This is a genomic window from Ideonella sp. (genome assembly GCF_041914305.1).
Taxonomy (GTDB): Bacteria; Pseudomonadota; Gammaproteobacteria; order Burkholderiales; family Burkholderiaceae_C; genus Ideonella.
Genome location: NZ_JAYSDQ010000006.1, coordinates 256,402 through 281,380 on the forward strand (window position 1 = coordinate 256,402; position 24,979 = coordinate 281,380).

The window sequence follows — 24,979 nt, forward strand, 5'->3', positions numbered from 1 at the left end:
TGGATCGGCCGGCATGGCCGAGTGGATCCAGCGCGATACCAGAACCCGACCAACCTATTCCCGGATCTTGCCGGGCGTACCGGCGCAGCGTTTGCGCTTTTCAATCCTCTGTGCGAGGCATTTAATGAGCGGCTATATATTTTCCTTGGGCACCCTACTGTTGAGCGCAGGATTGACTGCCCAGGCGGCGGCGCCAGCGCATACAACGCTGCCACCTTCGGCCGGATACGGCCAAAGTACGGTGCTCGACAAGCACCGGCACCAGAGCCTTTCGAGCAAGGAAAGGCCGCCGCTTTCATCTTCTCGCGAGCACCTGAAGCTTCGCCCGGACGAATCGCCCGCCAAACGCCGCGTCGACAAATCAAAACCCAACACCGGCGCCGCGTCATGTGACGTCTCCACCTTCACCAACAATACCGGCTGGGCGCTCGTCAGCGCGATTCGCTCGTCGACCACGGACTGCATCAATACCCTGTACAGCCTCACCGGCGACGATGCGAGAAGAGCTTTCAACGAAAGCCAGATGACCTATGTCGCGTACGGCCTGCGCGACGATGGCAATGTCTATGCCGGCGACAATCGGAACAGCACCGAGCAGATCGTCACCTATCTGCGGGCCGGTTACTACGTTCAGTACTACAACGCCGCCGACGTCGGGAGCTATGGAAGCGGCCTGAAGAATGCCATCGAGTCGGGGCTGGACGCGTTCTTCAACAATCCCGCGTCGCGGATTGTTTCCGATGCGAACGGCAATATCTTGATGGAGGCGGTGACGCTCATCGACTCTTCGACCGAGAACGCGCGCTATCTCGGGACCGTCCAGGAACTGCTGGACACCTATGACAACAGCTGGGACGCTTATTGGGGCATGCTGAATGCGGCCAACAACACCTTCACGGTGCTGTTCCGGGGGCATCAGAATGCGGATTTTCAGGCGCTGGTGCAGACAGACCCGTCAATCACCGACACGCTGAGCAATTTCAGTTCGCGCCACTGGGGGAAGCTGGGCGGCACCGAATCCTATCTGGTGGTCAATGCCTCCCGCGAACTGGCCAGATTCCTTCAATACGCCGGCCTGAAGAGCAAGGTCCGCCCCCTGGTGAAAAGCATCGTGGACCGCTCGTCGGTGACGGGTGTCACTGCGCCGGTGTGGGTCAGCATGGGCGATTCGACCGACTACTATGACGCGGGCAACTGCACCTACTACAACCTTTGCGGCTGGAAAACCAAGGCCGACGCCGCGGCGCTGCCGCTCAAGAAGATCTGCAGCAGCACGCTGACGCTGCGTGCGCAAAGCATGACGGCGGACGAGATGCAGCGGGTGTGCACCAGTGTCTTGAGTGAAGAGAGCTACTTCCACACCAAGTTTCTGACCAATCGGGTTCCGGTCGCCAACGACAACAACACCAATCTGGAACTCGTCGTATTCGATAGCAGCTCCGACTATGAGACGTATGCGGGGCCGCTGTACGGCATCGACACGAACAACGGGGGCATGTACCTCGAAGGCGACCCGTCGAAGGCGGGAAATCAGGCGAGGTTCATTGCCTACGAGGCCGAATGGGTGCGGCCGACATTCGAGGTTTGGAACCTGAACCATGAATACGACCATTACCTGGATGGCCGCTTCAACATGTACGGCGATTTCAATGCCGCCATCTCGACGCCCACGGTGTGGTGGATAGAAGGGTCCGCCGAGCACATGTCCTACTGCTTCCGGCAGGTTCGGTACGACAACGCCCTGGCTCAGGCGAGTCTTCAGACGTACACCCTCAACGAGCTTTTCGACACCGACTACAACGACGACCAGACGAGGATCTACAACTGGGGCTATTTGGCGGTGAGCTTCATGATGGAGCGCCATCGGGCGGACATCACCACGCTGCTGGGCGACTACAGGCCAGGCGATTGGAACGGCGCCCGCACGTTGCTGAAGAGCACCATTGGCAGCCGATATGACGCTGAATTTCGCAGCTGGCTGGCGAATGTGGCAAGCGTGGGCGTCAATTGCGACGGTGGCACCTCACCCAATCAGGCGCCGACGGCCGCTTTCGATACTGGCGTCAACGGCCTGACCGCGACGTTCACCGACCGCTCCACCGACGTGGATGGCAGCATTGCTTCACGCAAATGGACGTTCCACGACGGCACTACGTCGACGTCGCCAAACCCCAGCAAGACGTATGCGGCCGCCGGCAAGTATTCAGTGCAGCTGAAGGTGACCGACAACGGGGGTCTCACGTCGAAGGTGAAGAAAACAATCACCGTCAGCAGTGGGGGGTCGAATACCTGTCCGCAGCGGACAGACGAGATGGCGAATGGATGCGTTCGCAAGGACCTGTCCGGCGCGGCCAATGACGTGGCGTACTTTTACATCTACGTCGACAAGCCGAATGCGCAGCTCGCCATCCGAACCAGTGCAGGAACGGGCAATGCCGATCTGTACGTCAGCACCTCTGGTTGGGCCACCCCGACCCAGTACGACTACCGATCGATCGGCGGTACCAACGCCGAAAGCATCACGGTTCCGGTCACGACCGCAGGTTATGTCTACCTGAGTGTGCACGGCAAGGCCGCCTATTCCGGCCTCAGCCTGTCGACCAACTACTGATGAGCAGATGCCCATGGGGCGATTTGACGTAGCCATTTGAAATAGAAGGGCGACAAGGGCACGAGGCGGCAACATTCGTCGCTTCGTGCCCTGCTTGCTTTCGTGTTTTCGCGTTCTTCCCTGATCATGGACAGCACGCCGTCCCGACGGCATCTGCTGGATTCTTTTCTTCCTACATGCCACCATCGCCCAAGACGAAACGCGCAGCACCGTTGGCGCCGACTCGCGGAGGGCCGGTGGGTGGGGGCGATTCCCAACCGGGCGAGCTCGGTTTTGCTCAAATCACCGGCGTCCTGCAAGGGGCGACACGCGCACCAAGCGACGCCAGGCGCGCGCGTGCGGCGCAGCGCAAGGCGCCGCCGGTCGAGTCGGTGCCGCCACCCGCGCCACCCGCGCTACCTGGCGCCACGCTTGCCGAGCGCCTGGGGCGCGCGGAACGCTCAGCGCGCAGCGGCCAGATCGAAGAGGCCATCGAGATTGCGCAGACGTGCCTGCAGACGCTCGAGGCCAGCGCAGACCTGTTCCAGCTCGGCGTTTGTCATCACGTGCTGGCGTTGAGTCACCAATACGCTGGCCGCATGCACGAAGCGATGCTTGCCGGCTACCGTGCGATTGACCTGCTGGATCGCGCGGACGTCCCCGGGCGCCTGGTCAGCATCCTGGCCCTGCAGTCCCTGATCCTGGCGCGCCTCGGCGAATTCCGTGAGGCGCTCGAGCTGCTGGACCGCGCGACGCAGATCCTCCCGCGCCTGGTCGATCAGCCACGCGACACCTGCATCTTCTGGAGCAACGCGGGCGCGACCTACTACGCATTGGGGCAACTGCAGCGCTCGGTCGAGGCCGCCGAGGATTCGATCAAGCTGCTCGATCGGTTCGACGACCCGGACCTCGCGGCCATCTGCATGGGAAACCTGCTGGTCTATCGGGTCGAGTTGGCGCGCGGCGGCGGGGGCATCACGTCGGCGTTGGCACGGTGCATTGGAGATCTGCAGGAACACATTGGCAGCCTCGAAGTCACCGGCCACCACCACCTTGTCGTCAAGTGCGTGGAGACCGCCGGCGACACCTTGATCGACCTGGGTTGGTACGACGAAGCGCGCGCGCTGCTGCGCCGCGGTGTGCGCTCGGCGCAGCAGATCGGCTCCCGCCCGGCACGGGGCGCGCTGGAGCTCCGCGCGGCGAAAGTCGAGCGGCTGTGCCACCAGTATCGAGCAGCGGGAGCACACATCGCTTCGGCTTTGGAGCTTCTTGCCGAGGGCCACGACAAGGACGAACTCGCTCGCACCCATTTGGAGAATTGCCTGCTGCACGAAGCGCAGTGTCACTGGCGTGCCGCGCTCGAATGCCACAAGCGGTATGCCGAGATGCGCGAGGCGCTGCTCAAATCTCAAGCGGACAATCGTGCGCAGGCGATGGCCGTGAGGCTGGACCTGGAACGCAGCAGGGTCGAAACCGCGCTGCTGCGCCAGCGCAATTCCGAGCTCGAACACAGCCTGGGCCAACTGCACGACGAGGCGGGCAGGCAGAAGCGCCAGCCACAAGGTGACGTTTGAACAGCGCCGCAGGCCGGTTCGCCGCAGCCCGCCATGATTCGACGCAGGCGGCTGTTCTTGGGGGGCTGCCGCTCCTATACCGCGGCGCAGGCCAGCACGACGCGGTCCCTGCCTGCGGACTTGGCCTCGTACAGGCAGCGGTCCGCTTCGGCAATCATCGCGGCGAGCCCGTCCGATCCGCCATGGCTCAGGGCCGCCCCCATGGAGAAGGTCAAGCCGTGCGGTGACGGCAACCCCGGGATCGCTTGCTCGGTGTAGCGCGAGCGGATGCGATCGAAGATCGCCTGGACATCGGCCTCCTTCGCGCTGGGTGCGACCAGGAGCCATTCTTCACCGCCATACCGGCCGACCCGGTCCTGCGAGCGCAGCGCACCGGTGGCCGCCTTGGCAAAAGCCTGCAGCACGAGGTCTCCCACGGGATGGCCGTGAACGTCGTTGACCTTCTTGAAATAGTCGAGATCGATCATGGCGACCAGCAAGGGCATGTTCAGGCTCTTGCAGTGATTCCATTGCGTGTCCGCCATGGCCAGGATGGCGCGGCGGTTGGGCGTGCCCGTCAGTTCGTCACGCAGTGCCAACACCGAAAGGCTGCGCCGCTGGCGCAGCACCCTGGCAAAGACGGCGGCACCGGACAGCAGGATCAGCACGGCCGCACCGAGAGCCACGAGCAGGCGCTCGTGCCTCGCACCTGCCGCCACCAACTCCAACCGGGCCGTCTCGTTGCGAAGCGCAAGCTTCGCGTTCTCGGCGTCGCGTTGTGCGGCTTCGTGAACCGCCTGCAAGCGCATCACCATCTTCGAGGACTCGTCCTGGCGCGCCGTGGCCTCGAGCGCGTTGCTTCGGGTCAGTTCGCGGTACGCGTCCTCGAACAGGTGATTCGACGCGTAGACCTGGGCGATCGTCCTCGCCAGATGGGCTCTTTCCAGCGGCGCGATGGCGGCGCTCTGCAGCGCGCGCGCGCGTTCGATGTCGCGCTGTGCCGCCGGCCAGTTGATCGCAGCCAGCGCGGGTATGGTGATGGCGTAGGTCGACGGAATGCGCTGCAGGATGGACTGGCGCTCATACGTCTTGCGGGCGCGTGTCGCAAGCGCCACGGTATTCGAGAACTGGCGCTTTTGCAGGGCGATGCCAGCCAGGTCGACCGAGGCGACCGCGACGCCGACTTCGTCGCCGATCTCCTTGCTGAGGGCGAGCGCCGCGTTGAAATGGGCTTCGCTGGCCGCGAACTCGTCGCGTTTGAGGGTCTTGCCCGCCTCCCACTCGATGATGCTGCGCAGGTATCGAGCGGGGTGTGCACCCAGGGCCTCCTTGGCTTGACGAAAGTAGGTGGCAGCGGACTGCCTTGAAGACTGCCCGGCGGATGTGCCGCGCGCCAGGCGCCCCATCTGCAGGTAGGCCGAAGCCTTGAGCTCCGGGTCGTCGATCGAGGTCGCGCATTCGAGGGCCATTTCTGCGTGGCGCCACGCCTCATCGACGGTAGCCGTCTCGGATTCGATCTCGGCGCGCATGATCGCGACATCGCAGGCCAACTTCATCGAGCCCGCTTCGTCGATGTCTTTCGCCAACTGGCGGGCTGGATCGCGCAGCGCTTCGGCGTCGCCGGAAAGGGCTGCCAGCTGCAGCTGAAGCACCCGCAGCGCGAGCCCGGGCAGTGCAGTGGGCGCCGAAAGAGCCTGCAGCTGGAGCTGGGCCTGATTCAACGCCTGCTCCAGTTCGCGAGGCTGTTCGAGCAGCGACAGGGCGCGCGCCTGAAGCAACAGCGCCCAGAAGCGTTCGTCTGGCTTTGTCGAAGGTTCTTGCAGTCTGCGCGTTTGCATGGCGAGCAGCGCACGAGGATCATCGTGCGCGTTCGACGCGGCGCGCGCGTACTGCTCGATGGCGTCTTGGGCGGCGGCCCTGTCCTGTTCTGACACCAGTGATCCCGCCGAAGTGGCGCTCATCGTTCCTGCCAGAAGGGCGGCCAGCGCAAGGCGTGAGAGGCGGGCAGTCGGCATTCTTCAGGGCATTTCGGCAGGCCAACGCAGATGCGAAGGGCCCGCAGGCTCGCCATGGCCCTGTGACCTGACAAAATGCGCAAAGAAGAATTTCGCCGGCCCACGCACACGCCGTTCAGGTGCAAATCAGGTCGGTCTGCGAAAGCTCTTCAATTCGCCAAGGAGCCGCTCATGGTTGGACGCAAGACACAAGACTTCCCCCCGGGTCTTCAGGGTGGTCTCGAACACGACGATGAAGACCACCGCCTGGGCGAAACCGGCCAGACCGGGCCCGAGTCGCCCGGCGACGTCGATCGCGCACACCCCGAGCAGGGTGGCGCCAAGCCCGAAGACAAGAAGCCGGGCAGCACCCCACCCGGTTCCTGACCCGAGTCGCCGGGCGAGGCCGTCAGGGCCTCGTCACAGCGCGTCGTCGCGGTACACCATGTGCAGCGCGCCGTTGGCGGCGTGGATGCGCTCGTTGCCGATCATCAGTGCCGCCGAATGCGCGTCGCGCAGGTGGCGGGTGATGCTGTAGGGCGAGTCGTTGCGGTAGCCGGTGGTGCCGGCGATGCGAAGTGCCTTGGTGCAGATCTCGGCCACCAGCTCGGAGCTGGCGAGCTTCAGGTGGTTGAGCTGCACCGCGCAGGCCACCGACGACAACTCTTGCGCGCCACCATCGGCGGCGGCGGTCATCTGGTCGTAGCGGCGTGTCCATTCGTGCACGTGCACGCGCATCAGCTGCAGCTGGGTCGACACGTCGCTCAGGCGGGTGGCGGTGGGCGGGGTGGCGGCCATGCGGCGGCCGGTGTCGCGCACGAACGCGCGGGCGCGGGCGACCGCGTCGGTCGCGATGCCGAGCCAGGCCGAGCTCCACAGGATGTGCGCCCACGGCACCATCGTGTGGGCGTTGATGTCGGCAAACGGCGCCGGCACGACCTGCTCGGGCCCGAAGCGCGCGGTAAGGGTGTAGCCCGGGCTGCAGGTGCCGCGCATGCCCATCGCGTCCCAGGTGCCCACCAGCTGCATCTCGCACTGCGGCTTGCGCGCCAACACCATGGCCTGGTCACCTGCCACCGATTCGACATTGCGCCGCACGGTGATCAAGAAATCGTCGGCCGCGTCGCCATACGACACCACCGTGCCCTCCTTGCGCACACGGCAGCTGCCGTCGGCCTCGGTCTCGATCGGGCAGATGCTGGTGCGCACCGAGCCGCCCACGCCGGCCTCGCTGGTCACCGAGGCGATCAGGCGCTGCTCGCGCACCAGCTCTTGCAGGTAGTTCTCGAAGAACGGCGTGCTGCCGTGGCGCACCAGGCAGGCCACCTGCACCTGGTGCATCGCGAACACCATCGCGGCCGAGGCGCAGCGCTGGCCCAGCGCCTCGCACATCTGGCCCAGCTCGGTGATGTTGGCGCCCAGGCCGCCGAAGCGCTCGGGCACATGGGCCGACAGCAGGCGCTCGGCCTTCAGCGCGTCGATCGCTTCGTGCGGAAAGCGCGCGTCGCGGTCCACCGCGGCGGCGGCGGGCCCGGCCACTTGGCGGGCGATCTCACGAACACGCTCCACCCGCGCGGCGGCAGCGGGGCTCAAGCCGGCCAGCGAAGCGGGCAGGGCGGGTTTGACAATGGCATTCACGGCGGGCTTTTCCTGGGTCAGACAAAGAGGGTGACCCTAGCGGCGGCGCTGGACGGCGGCTTTGACGCACCGCAATCGGGCCGTTCGCTGCCCCTAGTGTCCTGTCCCGCAAATAACTGACATTTGGACGGGCCGAAATGGGGATGAACGCAAGGCGCCGAGCCGGGCAGATACCGGGTGGTATCTGCCCGGCTTGGCAACGCGGCGAGCACCCCATTGCGGCCCGCTGCGCAGCAGTTCGGCCAGATGCCGCCCTCGCGCGGCCGTGCGCCAAGGCCGATACCACCCGGTATCAGCCTCGTCACCCGACCGCACGATCATCAGCATCTGGCCGAATCCAAATGGCAGTTATTTGTGGGACAGGACACTAGGTCGGTGGGGCGGGTTTCACGCTGTGCCCGGCTGCGCTTGATGGAGGTCAAGCGGGCGCGACCACCCGGCCGACAGAATCGACCGCATGGTTTGCCTCGCGTAGACGACACATCCCCCAGTGACTGCCGCCCAGCTTCTGGCCTGGATCTCCGCTGCGCTGCTGCTGCAAATTGCAGTGGGCGTGGGCGTGGTGCTGTGGCGGCGGCGTGGCACCGTGGCGGCGCTGCCGGCGATGCCGGGCCCCGCGCCGTTGGCGCCCGGCGCCGCCTGGGCCGGCTGGCGCGAGTTCAGGGTCCGCGCCCGCAACCACGAGGACGCGGCGCGGTCGCAGTGCTCGTTCTACCTCGAGCCGGTCGACGGTGCCGCATTGCCGGCCTTCAAGCCGGGCCAGTTCTTGACCTTCTCGCTCGACGTGCCCGACGATGGTCGCGGTGCGGGCGGCGCCCAGCGCACGGTCACACGCTGCTACTCGCTGTCTGACCGGCCCGACCCGGCCGGCTACCGCATCACCGTCAAGCGCGTGCCGCCGCCGGCCGATCGCCCCGAGTGGGCGCCCGGCGTGGCCTCGAACCACTTTCACGACCGGGTCCAGGTCGGCGATGTGGTCAGGGTCAAGGCGCCGTCCGGCCACTTCTTCATCGACCCCGATGCCAGCGTGCCCGCGGTGCTGGTGGCTGCGGGCATCGGCATCACGCCGATGATGAGCATGCTGCGCTGGTGCCTGGCCGAGCAGCCCGGGCGCCGCGTGCACCTGGTCTACGGGCTGCGCAACAGCAGCGAGCATGCGTTCAAGGCGCTGTTGCAGCAGATCGCGGCCTCGCATTCGAACCTCACGCTCACGGTGGCCTACAGCCGCCCCGGGCCCGAAGACGTGCTGGGCACCGACTTTCAGCACACCGGGCATGTGGATGTGGACCTGCTCAAGCGCACGCTGCCGCATGGCCGCCACCAGTTCTACGTCTGCGGCCCGCCGGCGATGATGCAAAGCCTGGTGCCGGCCCTGGTCGAATGGGGCGTTCCGCGCGCGGACCTGCATTTCGAGGCCTTCGGGCCGGCGTCGATCGAGCTGCCCGGCGAGCCGGCCGAGGTGCCGCCGCCGGGGGTGTCCGCCCCGGTCGAGGTTCGATTCAGCCGATCGGGCCGCTCGCTGGTGTGGGATGGGCAAGACGCCAACCTGCTCGACTTTGCCGAGCGGCACGGCGTGGTGGTGGACTCGGGCTGCCGCTCGGGCGGCTGCGGCAGCTGCGAGACGCGGCTGTCCAGCGGCGCCGTGCACTACGCCAGCCCGCCCGATCACGACGTGGCGCCGGGCCATTGCCTGCTGTGCGTCGGCCGGCCCTCGTCGGCCCTGGTGCTGGAGGCTTGATGCAAGCCCGGTTGCTGCGCCGCGAGGTGTTGCCCTTCCTGGCGGGCATCAGCGCGCTGGTGGTCGCCACGCTGTTGCTGGATGCCCTGCTGCACGTGTTCAACGCGGTCTGGGTCGGCCGCTACCTGGGCATCCCGGGCACGCTGCTGATCATCGCGTCCACCGTGTACTCGTTGCGCAAGCGCAAGCTGATCCAGTCGGGCCAGCCGGCGCAGTTGCTGCGCTGGCACGAGGGCCTGGCCTGGCTGGGCTCACTGCTGGTGCTGGTGCATGCCGGCATCCACTTTAATGCGATCCTCGGCTGGCTCGCGGTGGTGGCCATGCTGGTCAACGTGATCAGCGGCCTGACCGGCAAGTTTCTGCTCGATCGTTCGCGCCAACGGCTGGCCGAGGCGCAGCAGCGCATGCGCCGGCAGGGCCTGTCGGCCGCCGAGCTCGAAGAGCGCAGCTACTGGGACAGCCTGACCTTCGACGCCGTTCGCAAGTGGCGCGTGATCCACTTTCCGATCACGCTGGCCTTCGCCGGGCTGGCGCTGGCCCACATCATCGCGGTGTTCCTGTTCTGGGGCTGGAAGTGAAGCGCCCGCCCTGGCTGCTCATCGTCATCGCGGCCAACCTGGTCGTGCTGGTGGCGCTGGCGTTCGTCTACCCGCACCTGATGGTGAGCCCGGGCGCGCTGTCGCGCGGGCACGCCGAGCTGACCACCGACTGCTTTGCCTGCCACGCACCCTGGCGCGGCGCCGCTGCGCAGCGCTGCACCGAGTGCCACGCGGTGGCCGACATCGGCCTGCGCTCGACCAAGGGCGTGGCCATTGCGCAGCAGGGGCTGAAGACCTCGTTCCACCAGGAGTTGATCGAGCAAGACTGCGTGGCCTGCCACAGCGACCACGCCGGCCCGAAGCTCACACGGCGCAGCCGCAAGCCGTTTTCGCACGACCTGCTGCGCGTGGCCGCGCGCGAGCGCTGCGAGTCGTGCCACGCCACGCCCAAGAACGAGATCCACCGCGACCTCAGCGTCGGCTGCGGGCAGTGCCACCGCACGCAGGCCTGGAAGCCGGCCACCTTCGACCACGCCTTGCTGGCCCAGAACGCCTCGTGCACCGGTTGCCACAAGGCCCCGTCGGACACCTTGCACCGCCAGGTCCAGGGCAACTGCGGGCAGTGCCATGCGACCACGGCGTGGAAGCCGGCCACCTTCGAGCACGACGAGTTCTTCGTCCTCGACCGCGACCACGACGCCACCTGCGTGACCTGCCACGAGGGCCATGACTTCAAGCGCTACACCTGCTACGGCTGCCACGAGCACACGCCGGCCAACATCCGCGCGGAGCACGAGAAAGAAGGCATCCGCAACTTCGAGAATTGCGTGAAGTGCCACCGCAGCGCCGACGAGGACGACGCCAAACGCGGCGAGGGCGGTGATCGACGGCGCGAGCGTGATTGACACCGATGAAGCCGAGCGCCAGCCGACGACCATTGCTTCGCGCGCAGCGCGGCCACCGCCCAAATGACACACGGGCGCGCCTGCGCCCATGGCAGACTGCCCCCGCATGAGCCTTCGCGACATTCCCACCGACAGGCTGCCGGTGCTCGGCGCCGCCGACGAAGGCCTCAGCGCGGCACAGGTCGCGGCGCAGCGCGCCTACGGGTTCAACGACATCGTGGCCCACGCCGCCAGCGGCTGGCGCGTGGTGGCCCGCGACACCGCGCGCGACCCGATGCTGTGGTTTTTGCTGCTCACGGCGGGCCTATTCGGCCTGCTGGGGCAGTTCACCGAATCGGTGACCCTGCTCGTGGCGATGGCGCCGCTGCTGGGCATGGACGCTTTCCTGCACCGCCGCACGGTCGCTTCGTCGGCCGGCCTGGCCAGCCGGCTGGCCAGCACGGCTCGCGTGCTGCGCGACGGGGCCTGGCAGGACATCCCCTCGCGCGAGCTGGTGCCGGGGGACCTGGCCGAGGTCACGCCGGGCGAGTACTTTCCGGCCGACGGGCTGCTGGTGTCCGGCAGCGGCCTGCAGGTCGACGAGTCCACCCTCACCGGCGAATCATTGCCGGTGGCCAAACAGGCGTTGGGCCCAGCCGGCCTGCGGGCAGGCCAGGCGGCCGACAACCACTGGGGCACTGCCGGCACACGGCTGCTGACCGGCACCGCGCGCTTGCGCGTCGCCTGCATCGGCAGCGAGACACGCTACGGCGAGATCGCCCGCTCGGCCACCGAAGGCAGCCACGCCGCCACGCCGCTGCAAAAGGCCATCGGCGAGCTCGTCTACGTGCTGCTCGGCGTGGCGGTGATGATGTGCCTCGCCCTCGCCGCGGTGCGCCTGTGGCACGGCCATGGCTGGATCGACGCGATCCTGAGCGCGGTCACGCTGGCCGTGGCCGCGTTGCCCGAGGAGTTTCCGGTCGTCTACACGTTCTTCCTCGGCGTCGGCGTGTTTCGCCTGGCGCGCAAGAAGGCGCTGGTGCGGCGCGCGGTCGCGGTCGAGAACATCGGCCGCATCAGCTGCATCGTGTCCGACAAGACGGGCACCATCACCGCCGGCACGCTGGTGCTGGCCCACCGGGCACCGGCCGGTGGGCACGACGACGCGTCGGTGCTGCAGGTGGCCACCTTCGCGGCACGGCCCGACAGCGGCGACCCGCTCGACCAGGCCTTGCACGCGGCGGCGGGCCCGCTGCCGCCGGCGAGCCGGCTGGCCGACTTTCCGTTCACCGAAGCCCGGCGCCGCGAGACGGTGGTCTGGCAGCCGGCGGGCGGCCGGCCGACGGCCTTCACCAAAGGTGCGCCCGAGACCGTGATGGACGTTTGCGCCTTGTCCGCGCAAGCCCGGGCCGGCTGGCTCGATCGGGTGCAGGCCTATGCGGCGTCGGGGCACAAGGTGATTGCCTGCGCCCTGCGCGAGTTGCCTGCAGGGGCGCCCCTCGATGTCGAACCCGGCGAGGCTTTCACCTTCGGCGGCCTGCTGGCCTTCGAAGACCCGGTGCGCGGCGGCGTGCGCGAGGCCATCGCCGACTGCATGGCCGCCGGCATGCGCGTGATCATGGTCACCGGCGACCACCCGGCCACGGCCGCGGCGATCGCGCGCGAGATCGGGCTCGGCGGCGCGCAGCCGAAGGTCGTGGTGCTCGCGCCCAGCGACGATGCCGGCGCCGTGCTGGTCGCCAACGACGGTGTCGACGTGGTGGCCCGCGCCACGCCGCCGCAGAAGCTGGCGCTGGTGCAGGCGCTGCAGGCCGGCGGCGAGCTGGTGGCCGTCACCGGCGACGGTGTCAACGATGTGCCGGCGCTGCGCCTGGCCGACATCGGCGTGGCCATGGGCGAGCGCGGCACGCGCAGCGCGCGCGAGGTGGCGCCGGTGGTGCTGCTCGACGACAACTTCCGGACCATCGTCGACGCTGTGGCCGAAGGCCGCCAGCTGTTTCAGAACCTGCGCCTGGCGTTTGCCTACCTGCTGCTGGTGCACCTGCCGCTGGTGATCGGCGCGGCGGTCATCCCGCTCATCGGCCTGCCTTTGCTGTTCTTGCCGATCCACATCGTCTGGCTGGAGCTGGTGATCCACCCGACCGCGATGCTGGCGTTTCAGGACCTGCCGGTGCAAGGGCCGCTCGCGCCGGTACAGCGCCACCGGCGTGCGCGCTTCTTCTCGGTCGCGTCGTGGGTGGGCATCGGCGCGGTGGGCGCGCTCGTCAGCGTGGCCGTGGTCTGGAGCTACCTGCATGCGCTCGGTGCCGACCACGATGTCGAGCATGCCCGCGCGATGGCGTTGGCGATGCTGCTGCTGGCCAGCGCCGCCTTCACCGCCGGCCTGACCCGGCTGCGCGAGGCCACCCCCCGCTGGGTGGCCTTCGGCACGCTGGCGTCGGTGGTTGTTCTCGTCCAGGTCCCGATGGTCAGCCAGCTGCTGAGCCTTCGCCCGTTGCATGGCGACGACTGGGCGCTGGTGGCCGCGGCGTTCGTCCTGATTGCCGCGATCACCTTCGGGCTGGCCGCGCGGCTGAGGCGCCACCCCGCTTGAGTGCAGACCACCGTATGAACGAACCGGCCACGCCGCCGACCGACGATTGGCACCGCCGCGACGCGACCGACGTGGCGCGTGCGCATGGTGTCGAGATGCACCTCGGCCTGCACGACGACGAGGCCGCGCGCCGCGCGGAGCTTCACGGCCCCAACGAGTTGGCCGAAGGGGCGCGCCGCAGCCCCTGGCGCCTGCTGCTGGACCAGTTCAGCGATTTCATGATCCTCGTCCTGGCCGGTGCGGCGGTGATCTCGGGCCTGATCGGCGACTGGGTCGACACGCTGGCGATCCTGGTCATCGTGGTGCTCAACGGCCTGGTCGGCTTCGTGCAGGCGTGGCGGGCCGATCGGGCGCTGGCCGCATTGAAGAAGCTGGCCGCGGCCCACGCCATGGTGCTGCGCGACGGCAAGGTGCGCCGCGTCACCGCGAGTGCGCTGGTGCCGGGCGATGTGGTGCTGCTCGAGGCCGGCAACCAGATCCCGGCCGACCTGCGGCTGACCGAGGTGGCGCGGCTGCTGGTCGACGAATCGACGCTGACCGGCGAGTCGGTCAACGTCGAGAAGCATGCGCGGGTGCTGGGCGCCGAGGCGGCATCGCTGGGCGACCGGCTGAACATGGCCTACAAGGGCACCACCGCGGCGCACGGCCGCGGCCGCGGGCTGGTGGTCGCCATCGGCATGTCGACCGAGCTGGGCAAGGTGGCCGGCCTGATGGCGGCCGGCGGCGACCGCGACACGCCGCTTCAGCGGCGGCTGGCCGGCTTCGGCCGGCGGCTGGCGATCGTGGTGCTCGCCATCTGCGCCTTCATCTTCGCCATCGGGGTGCTGCGGGGCGAGCTGCCGATGCAGATGCTGCTGACCGCGGTCAGCCTCGCGGTGGCGGCGATCCCCGAGGCGTTGCCGGCCGTGGTGACCGTGCTGCTCGCGCTGGGCGCGCGGCGCATGGTGTCGCTCAATGCGCTGGTGCGCCGCCTGCCGTCGGTCGAGACGCTCGGCTCGGTGACCTTCATCTGCTCTGACAAGACCGGCACGCTGACGCAGAACCGCATGCGGGTCGAAGAAGTGGTGGCCGCCGGCGAGGTGTGGGCCGCCGGCTCGGCGGGCGCGCGCCAGCTCGAGGTCTTGCGCGCCGGTGCCTTGTGCAACGACGCCAGCCGCGACGCTGAGGGCCGCTGGCAGGGCGACCCGACCGAGGTGGCGCTGGTGCAGGCGGCCAGCGACGCCGGCATCGAGAAAGCGCAGGTCGACGGCCAACACCCGCGCGTGCAGGAGCTGCCGTTCGACTCGGACCGTAAACGCATGACGACCTTTCACCAGGCCAGCGGCGGCCTGGTGGCCTACACCAAGGGCGCGCCGGAGTCGGTGGTGCCGCAGTGCACGAGCCATTGGCAGCCCGATGGGTGCGGGCCGCTCGACGCGGCGCAGGTGCTGGCCACCGCGCAGGCCATGGCGGCGCGTGGGCTGCGGGTGCTCGCGCTGGCACGCCGCCAGCATGGGCGGGCGCCGGCGACGGGTGAGCTGGCGGCGGCCGAGGCCGGCATGGCGCTGATCGGGCTCGTCGGCCTGATCGACCCGCCGCGAGACGAGGCGGCCCGCGCGGTGGCCGACTGCATCAGCGCCGGCATCACGCCGGTGATGATCACCGGCGACCACCCGGCCACGGCCTGGGCCATCGCCTGCAAGCTGGGGATCGCGCAGGCAGAGGCCACGGCGGGCGACGATGGCGCGGCGGGCGTTCTCACCGGTGCCGAGCTGGCCCGGCTCGACGACGCCGCGCTGCGCGAGCGTGTGCGGGCGGTGCGTGTCTACGCGCGCGTCGACCCGGCGCAGAAGATCCGCATCGTCCAGGCCTTGCAGGCGCACGGCGAGTTCGTCGCGATGACCGGCGACGGCGTCAACGATGCACCGGCCTTGAAGCGCGCCGACATCGGCGTGGCAATGGGGCGCGGCGGCACCGATGTGGCGCGCGAAGCATCGAGCCTGGTGCTGCTCGATGACAACTTCGCCACCATCGTCGCGGCCGTGCGCGAAGGCCGCCGCATCTACGACAACATCCGCAAGTTCGTGCGCTATGCGATGACCGGCAACTCGGGCGAGATCTGGACGATCTTTCTCGCGCCGCTGCTGGGCCTGCCGATCCCGCTGCTGCCGATCCACATCCTGTGGGTCAACCTGGTGACCGACGGCCTGCCGGGGCTGGCCTTGGCCGCCGAGCCGGCCGAGCGCGGCATCATGCGGCGGCCACCGCGGGCGCCGAACGAGAGCCTGTTCGCGCACGGCATGTGGCAACACATCCTGTTCGGCGGGCTGCTGATCGGCGCGTTGTGCCTGGCGGTGCAGGCCTGGGCCTTGGCGCATGCGCCCGCGAGCGCACAGACGATGGTCTTCACCGCGCTGACCCTGACGCAGATGGCGCACGTGCTGGCCATCCGCAGCGAGGGCGAGTCGCTGTGGCGGCTGGGTCTGGGCTCGAACCGGCCGCTGCTGGGCGCGGTGGCGCTCACCACCGCGCTGCAGCTGGCGACGATCTACGTGCCCTGGCTGCAGCCGCTGTTCAAGACGGTGGCGCTGAGCGGCGGCGAACTGGCGATCTGCCTGGCCACGGCCGCGGCAGTGCTGCTGGCGGTCGAGGCCGAGAAGGCGTGGCGGCTGCGCGCTTCGTTGGCATGAGCCTGGGGCGGGCGCGGCGACAATCTGCACCATGAAACAACGAGCCACCGGCGGCCTGGTCTACTCGACCGACAGCGGGCGCATGTGCCCGACCTGCCGGCAACCCGTGGCGCAGTGCCGCTGCGGCACCGCAGCCCCGCAGCCCACCGACGGCGTCGTGCGCGTCAGCCGCGAAAAGCAGGGCCGCGGCGGCAAGACGGTGACGGTGGTGCGCGGCCTGGGCGGCGACGCCGAAACCCTGGCCGCCTACGGCCGCAAGCTGCGCAGCGCCTGCGGCAGCGGCGGCACCACCAAAGACGGCGTGGTCGAAGTGCAGGGCGACCACGTCGACCGTGTGATCGCGCTGATCCAGGCCGACGGGCGCACGGTGAAGCGGGCGGGCGGGTGACCCTCCCGCCCGGTTCGGCTCACTGGCCAATGACGCCGAAGACCACGTTGTTGCGGTTCTTGTCCGACCCGGTGATGCAATAGTCGTAGCGCGTGGCCAGCGGGGCCGGGTAGGTCGGGATGCTGGCGCAGTCGACGACTCTCAACGGGTCGTTCTTGGAGCCGGGGGCGCAGAAGCTGATTTCGATCCCGGTGACATGGGCCAGCGAGCGGCCCACCTTGGTGACCGCATCGGCCTTGTGCAGAAAGCCGGGCAATATGCCGCTGAGCGGGTCGCACTCGCCATACAGGCCGTAGGGGTCGCCGGCCCCATCGGCCCTCACCACGCCCACCGTCACCGCATTGCCGTACCCGTCGTTGGGCGTGCTCACGCAGTGGGCATACGGCTGCGGCTCGCGCGGGCAGTCGGCCTTCGCAGGCGCCGTCTCCGCGGCCACCGTCGCCGGCTTGCACGACACCGTGACAACCGCGTTGAAGCGCCGCGGGTCCAGCCCGGCGGCTCGCACCAGGTCGAGCTTGGGGCGCAGCGTGGCGCCGGCCGGGCAGCCGGTGTACAGGCCGTTGGCATCGGTGGTCTTGTCGTGCTTGAGCACCCCGATGGTCACGTCGTTGCCCAGGCCGTCGTTGGGCGAGCGCGCGCAGTAGGCATAGGGCACGCCCGATGTGCGGTCGGGATCACACGGTACCTTGGTGATGCCACTGCCGGCGGTGTAGGGCAGGCAGTCGAGGATCTGGATGGCCACCATGCCCTCGGCCGTTTCGTTCAGGTAGGCCGGCAACCTCAGCTTCGAACTCGCCGCCGTCGGGCCGTCGTAGCACGGGCCGTAGGGGGCGGTCGGCGCTGCCGAACGATTCCAGCTGGTGATGTCGGCCGGCTGCGCCGGCGCGGCGGCGGCCGCCAGCACCAAGGCGCCGGCCGCCAGCCAGGGGGCGCCCATGCGGGCAAGCGAAGGCAGTTCATGGCTCATCGGGTTCTCCTCGAATGGTCAGTGATGTCTTGTCGCTATGTGCGCAGCTCGGTCGAGCCAGGTCGACGAGCGACAGCGCATCGTGGGCCTATCCCGGCGAGTTGCCTTGTGCCCGGTCAAATTTCAAACCGAAGCCCGCTCGATCGGCCACCATCTGCCTCGGCGCCGAATGCCCACGGCGCGCCAGCGGGCAAGGGCGGGCGCGCTTGTGCGTGGTCTTAAAGATGCATACGATATGCATCTATTGGGGCCATCGGAGAGCACTCATGACCGTCGCGGAGCAAGCTGCCCCCCTCGTCCGGGCCCTGGAGCTTCCGTACCGGCATGGCTTCGTCACCGACGTCGAAAGCGACGCCTTGCCACGGGGGCTGGACGCCGACACGGTGCGGGCCATCTCGCGCCGCAAGCGCGAGCCCGAATTTCTGCTGAAGTGGCGGCTGGCGGCCTTCGAGCGCTGGTCGGCGATGACCCACCCGCGCTGGGGCCACCTGCGCATCGCGCCGATCGATTTTCAGGCCCTCAGCTACTACTCGGCCCCCAAGTCGTTGACCGCCGCGAAGGACGGGCCGAAGAGCCTGGCCGATGTCGACCCCAAGCTGCTGGAAACCTACGAGAAGCTGGGCGTGCCGCTGCACGAGCGGGCCCGGCTGGCCGGCGTGGCGGTGGACGCGGTGTTCGATTCGGTCTCGGTGGGCACCACGTTTCGCGAACAGCTGGCCAAGGCCGGCGTCATCTTCTGTTCGTTCTCGCATGCGGTGCAGCACCACCCCGAGTTGATCGAGCGTTACCTCGGCACGGTGGTGCCGCCGGGTGACAACTTCTACGCGGCCTTGAACTCCGCCGTGTTCTCGGACGGTTCGTTCGTCTACATCCCCAAGGGCGTGCGCTGCCCGATGGAGCTGTCGTCGTACTTCCGCATCAATGCGCGCAACACGGGCCAGTTCGAGCGCACGCTGATCATTGCCGAGGCCGGCAGCCACGTCAGCTACCTCGAAGGCTGCACGGCGCCGCAGCGCGACGAGCACCAGCTGCACGCCGCGGTGGTCGAGCTCGTCGCCCACGACGATGCGCACATCAAGTACTCGACCGTGCAGAACTGGTACCCGGGCGACGCGCAGGGGCGGGGCGGCATCTACAACTTCGTCACCAAGCGCGGCCTGTGCGCCGGTGAACGCTCGCACATCGCCTGGACGCAGATCGAGACCGGATCGGCCATCACCTGGAAGTACCCGAGCGTGGTGCTGCGCGGCGACGAGTCGAGCGGCGAGTTCCACTCGATCGCGGTGACCAACCATCGCCAGCAGGCCGACACCGGCACCAAGATGATCCATCTGGGGCGCAACACCAAGAGCCGCATCGTCTCGAAGGGCATCAGCGCCGGCCATGCCCACAACAGCTACCGCGGCCTGGTGCGCATGGCGCCCACGGCGGCCGGCGCGCGCAACCACACGCAGTGCGATTCGCTGCTGATCGGGCCCGACTGCGGCGCGCACACCTTCCCCTATGTCGACGTGGCTCGCGACGATGCCGTCGTGGAGCACGAAGCGACCACCACACGCATCTCCGAAGAGCGCCTCTTCTACTGCCAGCAGCGCGGCATCGACGCGCAAGAGGCCACGGCGCTGATCGTCGGCGGCTTCTGCCAGGCGGTGCTCGACGAGCTGCCGATGGAGTTTGCGCTCGAAGCCAAGGCCTTGCTCGCGGTGTCGCTCGAAGGCGCCGTGGGTTGATCGCACGAACGGACAACGAACCGAGGACACCCGCCATGACCCATCCCGAACCCCTGCTGCAGGTCCGCGACCTGCGGGTCGCCGTGGGCGAGCGCAACGTGCTGAAGTCGGTGTCGCTCACCGTTCCCGCCGGCGCCTTGCTGGTGTTGATGGGCGCCAATGGCAGCGGCAAGAGCACGCTCGGCCTCACGCTGGCCGGACACCCGCGCTACCGCGTCGTCGGCGGCTCGGCGCGCTTTGCCGGCCAAGACCTGCTCGCGCTGAGCCCCGAGGCCCGCGCGCGGGCCGGGCTGTTCGTGTCGTTCCAGGCGCCGCCCGAGATCCCCGGCGTCAAGAACAACCTGTTCATCCGCACGGCGCTGAACGCAGTGCGCGCGGCGCGCGGCGAAAGCCCGCTCGATGCCTTCGACTTCCTCGGCGAAGCGCGGGGGGCCGCCACCCGGCTGGGCCTGCCTGAGGCGATGCTGGGGCGGCCCGTGAACGACGGCTTCTCGGGCGGCGAACGCAAGCGCAACGAACTGCTGCAGCTCGCGCTGCTGCGCCCGCGGCTGGCCGTGCTGGACGAAGTCGATTCGGGCATGGACGTGGACGGCGTGCGCGCCGTCGTCCGGCTCATCCAGGGCCTGCGCGCGCAAGGCACCGCCTTCATCGTCGTCTCGCACTACCTCGAGCTGATCGAATCGCTGGCGCCCGACTCGGTGTTGCGCTTGGACCAGGGCTGCATTGCCGAGACCGGCAGCGTGGCGCTGGCCGCGGACATTGCGCGCACCGGCTTCGCGCGCGCCCCCGAAGCGCTGGAGGCCTGAGAGCCTGAGAGTCTTTCAGTCATGCCCGCTCATCACGCCAAAAGCCACCCGCTCGTCGTTGCAAATGCTCGCCATAGCTCGGGCTATGGCTGTGCTTCGCGCCTAGATCGGGCGCCCTTTGGCGCGCCGCTCGGGCGCGCCCGAAAAACTCTCAAGCTCTGACACCATGGACCTCGCCCGCGCCGACGCGCTCGCCGCCCGCCACCAACTCGGCGTGATGGGCTGGATCCCGCGCCATTCAGAATCCTTTCGCCATCTGCCGCCACCGGCGGCCGACATCTGGCTCGGCGACGCGCCACCGGCCGTCGGCTGCCACGCGCATCCGCTGGCGGGTGCCGGGTGGACGCTGCACCCGATCGGCCAGAGCCCGCAAGGGCGCGTCGATGCCCGCTGGCTCGATGCGGGCGATGCGCTGCAGCGCGCCGAGCTGTTCGCGGGGCTGCCGATGCCCGCGGGAGCGGGCGAAGCGGGCGGTGACGATGCGGCCCCCTTCGCCTGGGCGCACCGTGCGCTGTGCCGGCAGGGGCTGCGCATGCGCATCGGCGCTACACCGGGGGCCGGGCGCGGCCCGTCAGACACGGTGTGGCTGCAGCTGCGCCACCAGCCGCGCAGCGCGGTCGAGGCGCCTCTGTTGGTGATCGAGGTGCTGGCCGGCGTGCAGGCTGTGCTGGTCGAGACGCACGACCGGCAGTCCCTGGCCTGCCAGCAGCCGATCGTCCAGAACCTGCAGGTCCACGTCCTGCTCGGCGAGGGCGCCACGCTGCGGCATCTTCGGGTCGCCGCACCCAGCCCGGCCGACCGCGTCGCCCACCATGTGCACGCCCGCCTGGCGCGCGGCGCCCGCTACGAGCAGGCCGTGATCGCCTTGGGCAGCGGCTACCACCTGCAGCGCAACGTGCTGGGGTTGCAGGCCGAGGGCGCGGTGGCGCGCCACGCCGGGCTGATGCTGGCGGCGGCTGACGCGGTGCTGGAGCACCAGGTGCGCGTCTCGCACACGGCTGCGCGAACCACCAGCAGCGTCGAAGACCTGGCACTCGCCAGCGGGGCCGCGCGGCTCGTGGCCAACGCGCACACACGGATCGCGCCTGCAGCCGCGGAGGCCGAGGTGAGGCAACGGCTGGTCGGCATCCCCACCGGTGGCCAGCCGAAGCTGGTGCTGCGGCCCCATCTGGAGATTTGCCACGACCAGGTGCAGGCCACCCACGGCGCCACCTGGGGCGCGCTGCCGGAAGACGCCCTGTTCTATGCCCGCCAGCGCGGCCTGGACGAACGCAGCGCACGCGGCCTGATCGTCGAGGGCATGGCCGGGGCGTTGATGCAGCGCTGTTTCAGCGACAGCCATCTGCTGCAGGCTGTGGACATCGACACGCTGCTGCGGGCTGCGGTGGCGCGCCACCTGGCGGCCGGCGAGGGCGCCCGCCATGGCTGAGATGGCCGTGATCGATCGCGCCGGCCTGGGCGCCGCGGCGCTGGCGGACCTGCGCGCCATGTTCCCGGTGTTGGCGCAGACGGTCAACGGCGCGCCGCTGGCCTACCTGGACAACGCCGCCACCACCCAGATGCCGCTGCCGGTGCTGGACGCCATGCGCCACTTCGAGCTGCACGACCGGGCCAACATTCACCGCGGCGTGCACACGCTGAGCCAGCGCGCCACCGACGCCTTCGACCACGCCCGCCAGGGCCTCAAGCGCTTCGTCGGCGCCGGTGCGGCGCACGAGCTGGTCTTCACCTCGGGCACGACCGACGCGCTCAACCTGGTGGCGCATGGCCTGTCGACCCCCGGGGCGGCACCCGTGGTCATCCAGCCGGGTGACGAGATCATCGTCAGCCTGCTGGAGCACCACGCCAACCTGGTGCCGTGGCAGCAGGCGGCGCGGCGTTGCGGTGCGCGTCTGCTGATCCTGCGGCCTGATGCGCGGGGGCGGCTGCAGCCTGAAGACCTCGCCGGCCTGCTGACACCCCGCACGCGGGTGTTCGCCGTCACGGCCTGCGCCAATGCCACTGGCGAAAGGCCGCCCTACGAGACCTTGCTGGCGCTCGCGGCCGGGGCGGGGGCACTCACCGTGCTCGACGCCGCACAGTCGGTCGCCCATGCGATGCCCGATCTGTCGGCGCTGGACTGCGACTTCATGGCCTTCTCAGGCCACAAGATGCTGGGCCCGATGGGCACCGGTGTGCTGGTCGGCCGGCGCGCTGCGCTGGAGCGGCTGCAGCCGCTGCGCTACGGCGGCGACATGGTGGCCAGGGTCAGTGCCACCGAGGCCAGTTTTGCCGAGCTGCCGATGCGGCTCGAGGGCGGCACGCCCCACGTGGCCGGCGCGGTGGGCCTGGCGGCGGCCGCCTCGTTCATCGAGGCCGCAGGGCGCGGCCGGATCGACGCGCATGTGAGCGCGCTGCGTAGTCATGCCGCTGCGGGCCTGGCTGCGCTGCCGGGCGTCACGGTGCTGGCGGCAGGCGCGGGCGCATCGGGCATTGTCTCGTTCGCTGCCGAGGGTGCGCATCCGCACGACATCGGCACCTTGCTCGACGAGCAGGGTATCGCCGTCCGCACCGGTCACCATTGTGCGCAGCCGCTGCTGGACCACCTGGGCCTGGGCCCGACCACCCGGGCCTCGTTTGCGCTCTACAACACCCATGAAGAGGTCGAGCGCCTGTTGGCCGGCGTGGCGCGCGCCCTGAGGTTGCTGCGATGAACACCACCACCGCCGCCGAACTGGACCTGTACCAGGACGTGGTGATGGACCACAAGCGTTCACCGCGCCATTTCGGCACCCTGGCGTCGCCCACGCACCAGGCCCGCGGCCACAACCCGAGTTGTGGCGACGACCTGCAGGTGACGCTGGACGTGGCGCAGGGCCAGGTGCAGGACATTCGCTTCAGCGGCCAGGGCTGCGCAATCTGCATCGCCTCGGCGTCGATGATGACCGAAGCGGTTCGCGGGCACGACGTGGCCTACGCACGGCAGTTGCAGCAGCGCTTTCGTGCGGTGCTCACCGGCGAGCTCGAGCCCGAGTCGGCGCACCTGGGCAAGTTGATCAGCCTGGCCGGCGTGCGGCGCTATCCGGGGCGCATCAAGTGCGCGCTGCTGGGCTGGCACGCGCTGATGCACGCGCTGGATGACACGCCGTGAGACCCTTGCGCGAACCGGTGGTGACCACGCGCGCTGTTCGCGTCGAGTGCATTCCCGACGGCCGGCCGGCCGACCTGCCGCCCGGCACGCCGGCGCAGATCACGCAGGCGCTCGGCGGCTCGTTCACGCTGTGGGTCGAAGGCCAGTTGATGCGCCTGCGCGGCGCCGATGCGGACGCCATCGGCAAGCCGGTGCCCGATGCCGCCGTCGCCACCGCGGGGTCGGCGGACATCGGGCCCGATGAGCTGCGCAGCCTGGTCTGGCAGACCCTGAAGACCTGCTACGACCCGGAGATCCCGGTCGACATCGTGGAGCTGGGTCTGGTCTATGTCTGCGACGTGCTGCCCATGGAAGGCGCCCAAGGCGGTCCGATCCGCGTCGCCACCAAGATGACCTTGACCGCACCGGGCTGCGGCATGGGCGAGGTGATCGCCGACGAAGTCTGCGACAAGGTGCTGGCCCTGCCCCGCGTGGGCGAAGCCACCGTGGACATCGTGTTCGAGCCGCCCTGGAACCGCTCGATGATGTCCGAAGCCGCGATGCTGACACTCGGCCTGTGAGCCCGCGCCATCCGTGCTGTCGCCCGATGGGTCGCCGGGTGGGTCGCCCGATGTTGCCGGCCCGGCCCGCGCAATACGCCCACGCCCGAGTGCGACTTGCCGTCGATCGGTTGCAGGGGCGGAGCGATGCCTCTAGAGTCATCGCATGTGTTCCATTCCCTTCACCGGCGCCCAACGCGGTGCAGCTTGCCAGGCGGCCGCGCCGGTCGCGTGCTGGCCGCATGCGCCCGCCCTGCGGGCCCGGGCAGGGACACGCACCTGTCTGCCGGCCGCACATCACTGAGCCCGGCGATCACTTCCACCCTTGTTGCGCAAACTTCAGATCGCCGGGCCACCTGCCCGCGCGAAGGCGTGTGTCGGCGCTTGGCCGGCCTGCACGCGATGACTGAAGGAATGCCTCGTGGAAGCCCTGACACTCGAGCGTACGCTCACTGAACTGGACCATGTCCGACTGCTGAACCTCGTGCGCCGCGATCGGCGCGGCGAAGGCCCGGCCACACCGCGGCTGGCGATCGAGCAGGTGCTCGACGCCTGCGCCATCGTGCCGTCGCGCCAGGCGCCGCCCGACGTGGTGACGATGTACTCGCAGGTCCTGTTGCAGGACTTCGAGACCGGCCAGCGCCAGGAGCTGACGCTGTGCTACCCGGCGGACGCGGAACCTGCCGCGGGATTCGTGTCGGTGCTGTCACCGGTGGGCGCCGGCCTGCTCGGTCTCACGGTCGGCAGCGTGGCGCGATGGACCACCCCCGCGGGGAGCGAGCGAAGGGCCGAGATCCTGGCCATCCTTTTCCAGCCCGAGGCGAGCGGCGACTACACGGCATAGGCGCCGCGTGCAGCCACCGGCGGCGAGCGCGATCAAGGCGGGGGCCGACAGCACCAGGCCGATGCCGGCGCGGCCTTGATCGTCCTGCAGGTAGTTCACGCACAAACGATCCGGCGTATCGAGAAAGAGGAGGCCGGCCGTCGCCAGCATCCAGGCCAGGTTGCCGACGAAGAACAGCCGCAGCTCGGCGTCCATGCGACGCCAGCCGTCGGCCAGCAGCCAGCCGGCCAGCCACCAGCTGGCGCACTTGGCCGCGGCAACTTCGGGCAGCAGCAGCGCAGCGTCCAGGGCCGACGGCAGCATCCAGACCAGGGCGACGCCGCTGGTCAGCGTCGCTGCCGTCCAGCCATGCCAGTCCAGCAGGCGCTGCCCGCGCA

The 24,979-nt window shown here is 69.1% G+C and carries 19 protein-coding genes; 16 read left to right on the top strand and 3 right to left on the bottom strand.

Features of this window, described 5'->3' with window-relative positions; all coding sequences use genetic code 11:
• The first annotated feature begins 13 nt into the window (after positions 1 to 13).
• Both ACE3SG_RS10695 and ACE3SG_RS10700 read left to right on the top strand, forming a co-directional pair.
• Positions 14 to 2,611, top strand: a complete 2,598-nt coding sequence (locus tag ACE3SG_RS10695) for a collagenase (RefSeq protein WP_374564862.1) — start codon at positions 14 to 16, stop codon at positions 2,609 to 2,611.
• A 236-nt stretch (positions 2,612 to 2,847) separates the two neighbouring features.
• Entirely contained in the window at positions 2,848 to 4,164 is a 1,317-nt protein-coding gene (locus ACE3SG_RS10700; RefSeq protein WP_374564863.1) for a hypothetical protein, read from the top strand.
• A 74-nt stretch (positions 4,165 to 4,238) separates the two neighbouring features.
• Here the strand turns inward: ACE3SG_RS10700 and ACE3SG_RS10705 are convergent, their stop codons facing one another.
• Positions 4,239 to 6,104, bottom strand: a complete 1,866-nt coding sequence (locus ACE3SG_RS10705) for a diguanylate cyclase (protein WP_374564865.1) — start codon at positions 6,102 to 6,104, stop codon at positions 4,239 to 4,241.
• A 225-nt stretch (positions 6,105 to 6,329) separates the two neighbouring features.
• Between ACE3SG_RS10705 and ACE3SG_RS10710 the strand changes: the two genes are divergently transcribed.
• Positions 6,330 to 6,524: a hypothetical protein gene (locus ACE3SG_RS10710; protein WP_374564866.1), complete on the top strand. Its 195-nt coding sequence runs from the start codon at positions 6,330 to 6,332 to the stop codon at positions 6,522 to 6,524.
• A 33-nt stretch (positions 6,525 to 6,557) separates the two neighbouring features.
• On the opposite strand, the gene ACE3SG_RS10715 is transcribed toward ACE3SG_RS10710, so the two are convergent.
• Positions 6,558 to 7,775 carry an acyl-CoA dehydrogenase family protein gene (locus tag ACE3SG_RS10715; protein ID WP_374564867.1) on the bottom strand — a complete coding sequence of 406 codons (1,218 nt, stop codon included), beginning with the start codon at positions 7,773 to 7,775 and terminating at the stop codon, positions 6,558 to 6,560.
• Positions 7,776 to 8,265: 490 nt separating this feature from the next.
• Here ACE3SG_RS10715 and ACE3SG_RS10720 point away from each other — a divergent pair, with 490 nt between their 5' ends.
• From ACE3SG_RS10720 to ACE3SG_RS10745, 6 genes are all read left to right on the top strand, one after another.
• Complete coding sequence (locus tag ACE3SG_RS10720; RefSeq protein ID WP_374564868.1) at positions 8,266 to 9,513, top strand: 2Fe-2S iron-sulfur cluster-binding protein; 1,248 nt, start codon at positions 8,266 to 8,268, stop codon at positions 9,511 to 9,513.
• Entirely contained in the window at positions 9,513 to 10,091 is a 579-nt protein-coding gene (locus tag ACE3SG_RS10725) for a hypothetical protein (RefSeq protein ID WP_374564869.1), read from the top strand. Before ACE3SG_RS10720 ends, ACE3SG_RS10725 begins: the two co-directional genes overlap by 1 nt.
• Positions 10,088 to 10,957 (top strand): cytochrome c3 family protein, encoded by an 870-nt coding sequence (locus ACE3SG_RS10730; protein ID WP_374564870.1) that lies wholly within the window; start codon positions 10,088 to 10,090, stop codon positions 10,955 to 10,957. The genes ACE3SG_RS10725 and ACE3SG_RS10730 overlap by 4 nt, the downstream gene beginning before the upstream one ends.
• A 106-nt stretch (positions 10,958 to 11,063) precedes the next feature.
• Positions 11,064 to 13,529 (top strand): cation-translocating P-type ATPase, encoded by a 2,466-nt coding sequence (locus ACE3SG_RS10735; RefSeq protein ID WP_374564871.1) that lies wholly within the window; start codon positions 11,064 to 11,066, stop codon positions 13,527 to 13,529.
• Positions 13,530 to 13,543: 14 nt separating this feature from the next.
• Positions 13,544 to 16,198 carry a cation-translocating P-type ATPase gene (locus ACE3SG_RS10740; RefSeq protein WP_374564872.1) on the top strand — a complete coding sequence of 885 codons (2,655 nt, stop codon included), beginning with the start codon at positions 13,544 to 13,546 and terminating at the stop codon, positions 16,196 to 16,198.
• Positions 16,199 to 16,229: 31 nt separating this feature from the next.
• Positions 16,230 to 16,586 carry a translation initiation factor Sui1 gene (locus tag ACE3SG_RS10745; RefSeq protein ID WP_374564873.1) on the top strand — a complete coding sequence of 119 codons (357 nt, stop codon included), beginning with the start codon at positions 16,230 to 16,232 and terminating at the stop codon, positions 16,584 to 16,586.
• 19 nt (positions 16,587 to 16,605) lie between these two features.
• Here ACE3SG_RS10745 and ACE3SG_RS10750 read toward each other — a convergent pair whose 3' ends face one another.
• Positions 16,606 to 17,553, bottom strand: a complete 948-nt coding sequence (locus ACE3SG_RS10750) for a hypothetical protein (RefSeq protein ID WP_374564874.1) — start codon at positions 17,551 to 17,553, stop codon at positions 16,606 to 16,608.
• A 266-nt stretch (positions 17,554 to 17,819) separates the two neighbouring features.
• On the opposite strand from ACE3SG_RS10750, the gene sufB reads away from it, so the two are divergent.
• From sufB to ACE3SG_RS10785, 7 genes are all read left to right on the top strand, one after another.
• Entirely contained in the window at positions 17,820 to 19,283 is a 1,464-nt protein-coding gene (sufB, locus tag ACE3SG_RS10755) for a Fe-S cluster assembly protein SufB (RefSeq protein WP_374564876.1), read from the top strand.
• 35 nt (positions 19,284 to 19,318) lie between these two features.
• Positions 19,319 to 20,089 carry a Fe-S cluster assembly ATPase SufC gene (sufC, locus tag ACE3SG_RS10760; RefSeq protein ID WP_374564877.1) on the top strand — a complete coding sequence of 257 codons (771 nt, stop codon included), beginning with the start codon at positions 19,319 to 19,321 and terminating at the stop codon, positions 20,087 to 20,089.
• 166 nt (positions 20,090 to 20,255) lie between these two features.
• The gene (locus tag ACE3SG_RS10765; RefSeq protein ID WP_374564878.1) at positions 20,256 to 21,518 is read left to right on the top strand and encodes a SufD family Fe-S cluster assembly protein; all 1,263 of its coding nucleotides are present in this window, start codon (positions 20,256 to 20,258) and stop codon (positions 21,516 to 21,518) included.
• A 1-nt stretch (position 21,519) separates the two neighbouring features.
• Positions 21,520 to 22,782 (top strand): aminotransferase class V-fold PLP-dependent enzyme, encoded by a 1,263-nt coding sequence (locus tag ACE3SG_RS10770; protein WP_374564909.1) that lies wholly within the window; start codon positions 21,520 to 21,522, stop codon positions 22,780 to 22,782.
• On the top strand, positions 22,779 to 23,219 hold the full coding sequence (sufU, locus tag ACE3SG_RS10775) for a Fe-S cluster assembly sulfur transfer protein SufU (protein ID WP_374564880.1): 441 nt from the start codon (positions 22,779 to 22,781) through the stop codon (positions 23,217 to 23,219). The genes ACE3SG_RS10770 and sufU overlap by 4 nt, the downstream gene beginning before the upstream one ends.
• Positions 23,216 to 23,779 carry a putative Fe-S cluster assembly protein SufT gene (gene sufT / locus ACE3SG_RS10780; RefSeq protein WP_374564881.1) on the top strand — a complete coding sequence of 188 codons (564 nt, stop codon included), beginning with the start codon at positions 23,216 to 23,218 and terminating at the stop codon, positions 23,777 to 23,779. Before sufU ends, sufT begins: the two co-directional genes overlap by 4 nt.
• A gap of 400 nt (positions 23,780 to 24,179) precedes the next feature.
• The gene (locus tag ACE3SG_RS10785; protein ID WP_374564883.1) at positions 24,180 to 24,602 is read left to right on the top strand and encodes a GreA/GreB family elongation factor; all 423 of its coding nucleotides are present in this window, start codon (positions 24,180 to 24,182) and stop codon (positions 24,600 to 24,602) included.
• Positions 24,603 to 24,979 lie beyond the last annotated feature (377 nt).

Bases quoted from the DNA above. Each gene is read 5' to 3' on its own strand.
- ACE3SG_RS10765 (WP_374564878.1), top strand. From the start codon at position 20,256: ATGGACCTCGCCCGCGCCGACGCGCTCGCCGCCCGCCACCAACTCGGC.
- ACE3SG_RS10770 (WP_374564909.1), top strand. From the start codon at position 21,520: ATGGCCGTGATCGATCGCGCCGGCCTGGGCGCCGCGGCGCTGGCGGAC.
- ACE3SG_RS10705 (WP_374564865.1), bottom strand. From the start codon at position 6,104: ATGAGCGCCACTTCGGCGGGATCACTGGTGTCAGAACAGGACAGGGCC.
- ACE3SG_RS10695 (WP_374564862.1), top strand. From the start codon at position 14: ATGGCCGAGTGGATCCAGCGCGATACCAGAACCCGACCAACCTATTCC.
- sufU (WP_374564880.1), top strand. From the start codon at position 22,779: ATGAACACCACCACCGCCGCCGAACTGGACCTGTACCAGGACGTGGTG.
- ACE3SG_RS10745 (WP_374564873.1), top strand. From the start codon at position 16,230: ATGAAACAACGAGCCACCGGCGGCCTGGTCTACTCGACCGACAGCGGG.
- sufC (WP_374564877.1), top strand. From the start codon at position 19,319: ATGACCCATCCCGAACCCCTGCTGCAGGTCCGCGACCTGCGGGTCGCC.
- ACE3SG_RS10735 (WP_374564871.1), top strand. From the start codon at position 11,064: ATGAGCCTTCGCGACATTCCCACCGACAGGCTGCCGGTGCTCGGCGCC.
- ACE3SG_RS10725 (WP_374564869.1), top strand. From the start codon at position 9,513: ATGCAAGCCCGGTTGCTGCGCCGCGAGGTGTTGCCCTTCCTGGCGGGC.
- sufB (WP_374564876.1), top strand. From the start codon at position 17,820: ATGACCGTCGCGGAGCAAGCTGCCCCCCTCGTCCGGGCCCTGGAGCTT.
- ACE3SG_RS10750 (WP_374564874.1), bottom strand. From the start codon at position 17,553: ATGAGCCATGAACTGCCTTCGCTTGCCCGCATGGGCGCCCCCTGGCTG.
- ACE3SG_RS10740 (WP_374564872.1), top strand. From the start codon at position 13,544: ATGAACGAACCGGCCACGCCGCCGACCGACGATTGGCACCGCCGCGAC.
- ACE3SG_RS10710 (WP_374564866.1), top strand. From the start codon at position 6,330: ATGGTTGGACGCAAGACACAAGACTTCCCCCCGGGTCTTCAGGGTGGT.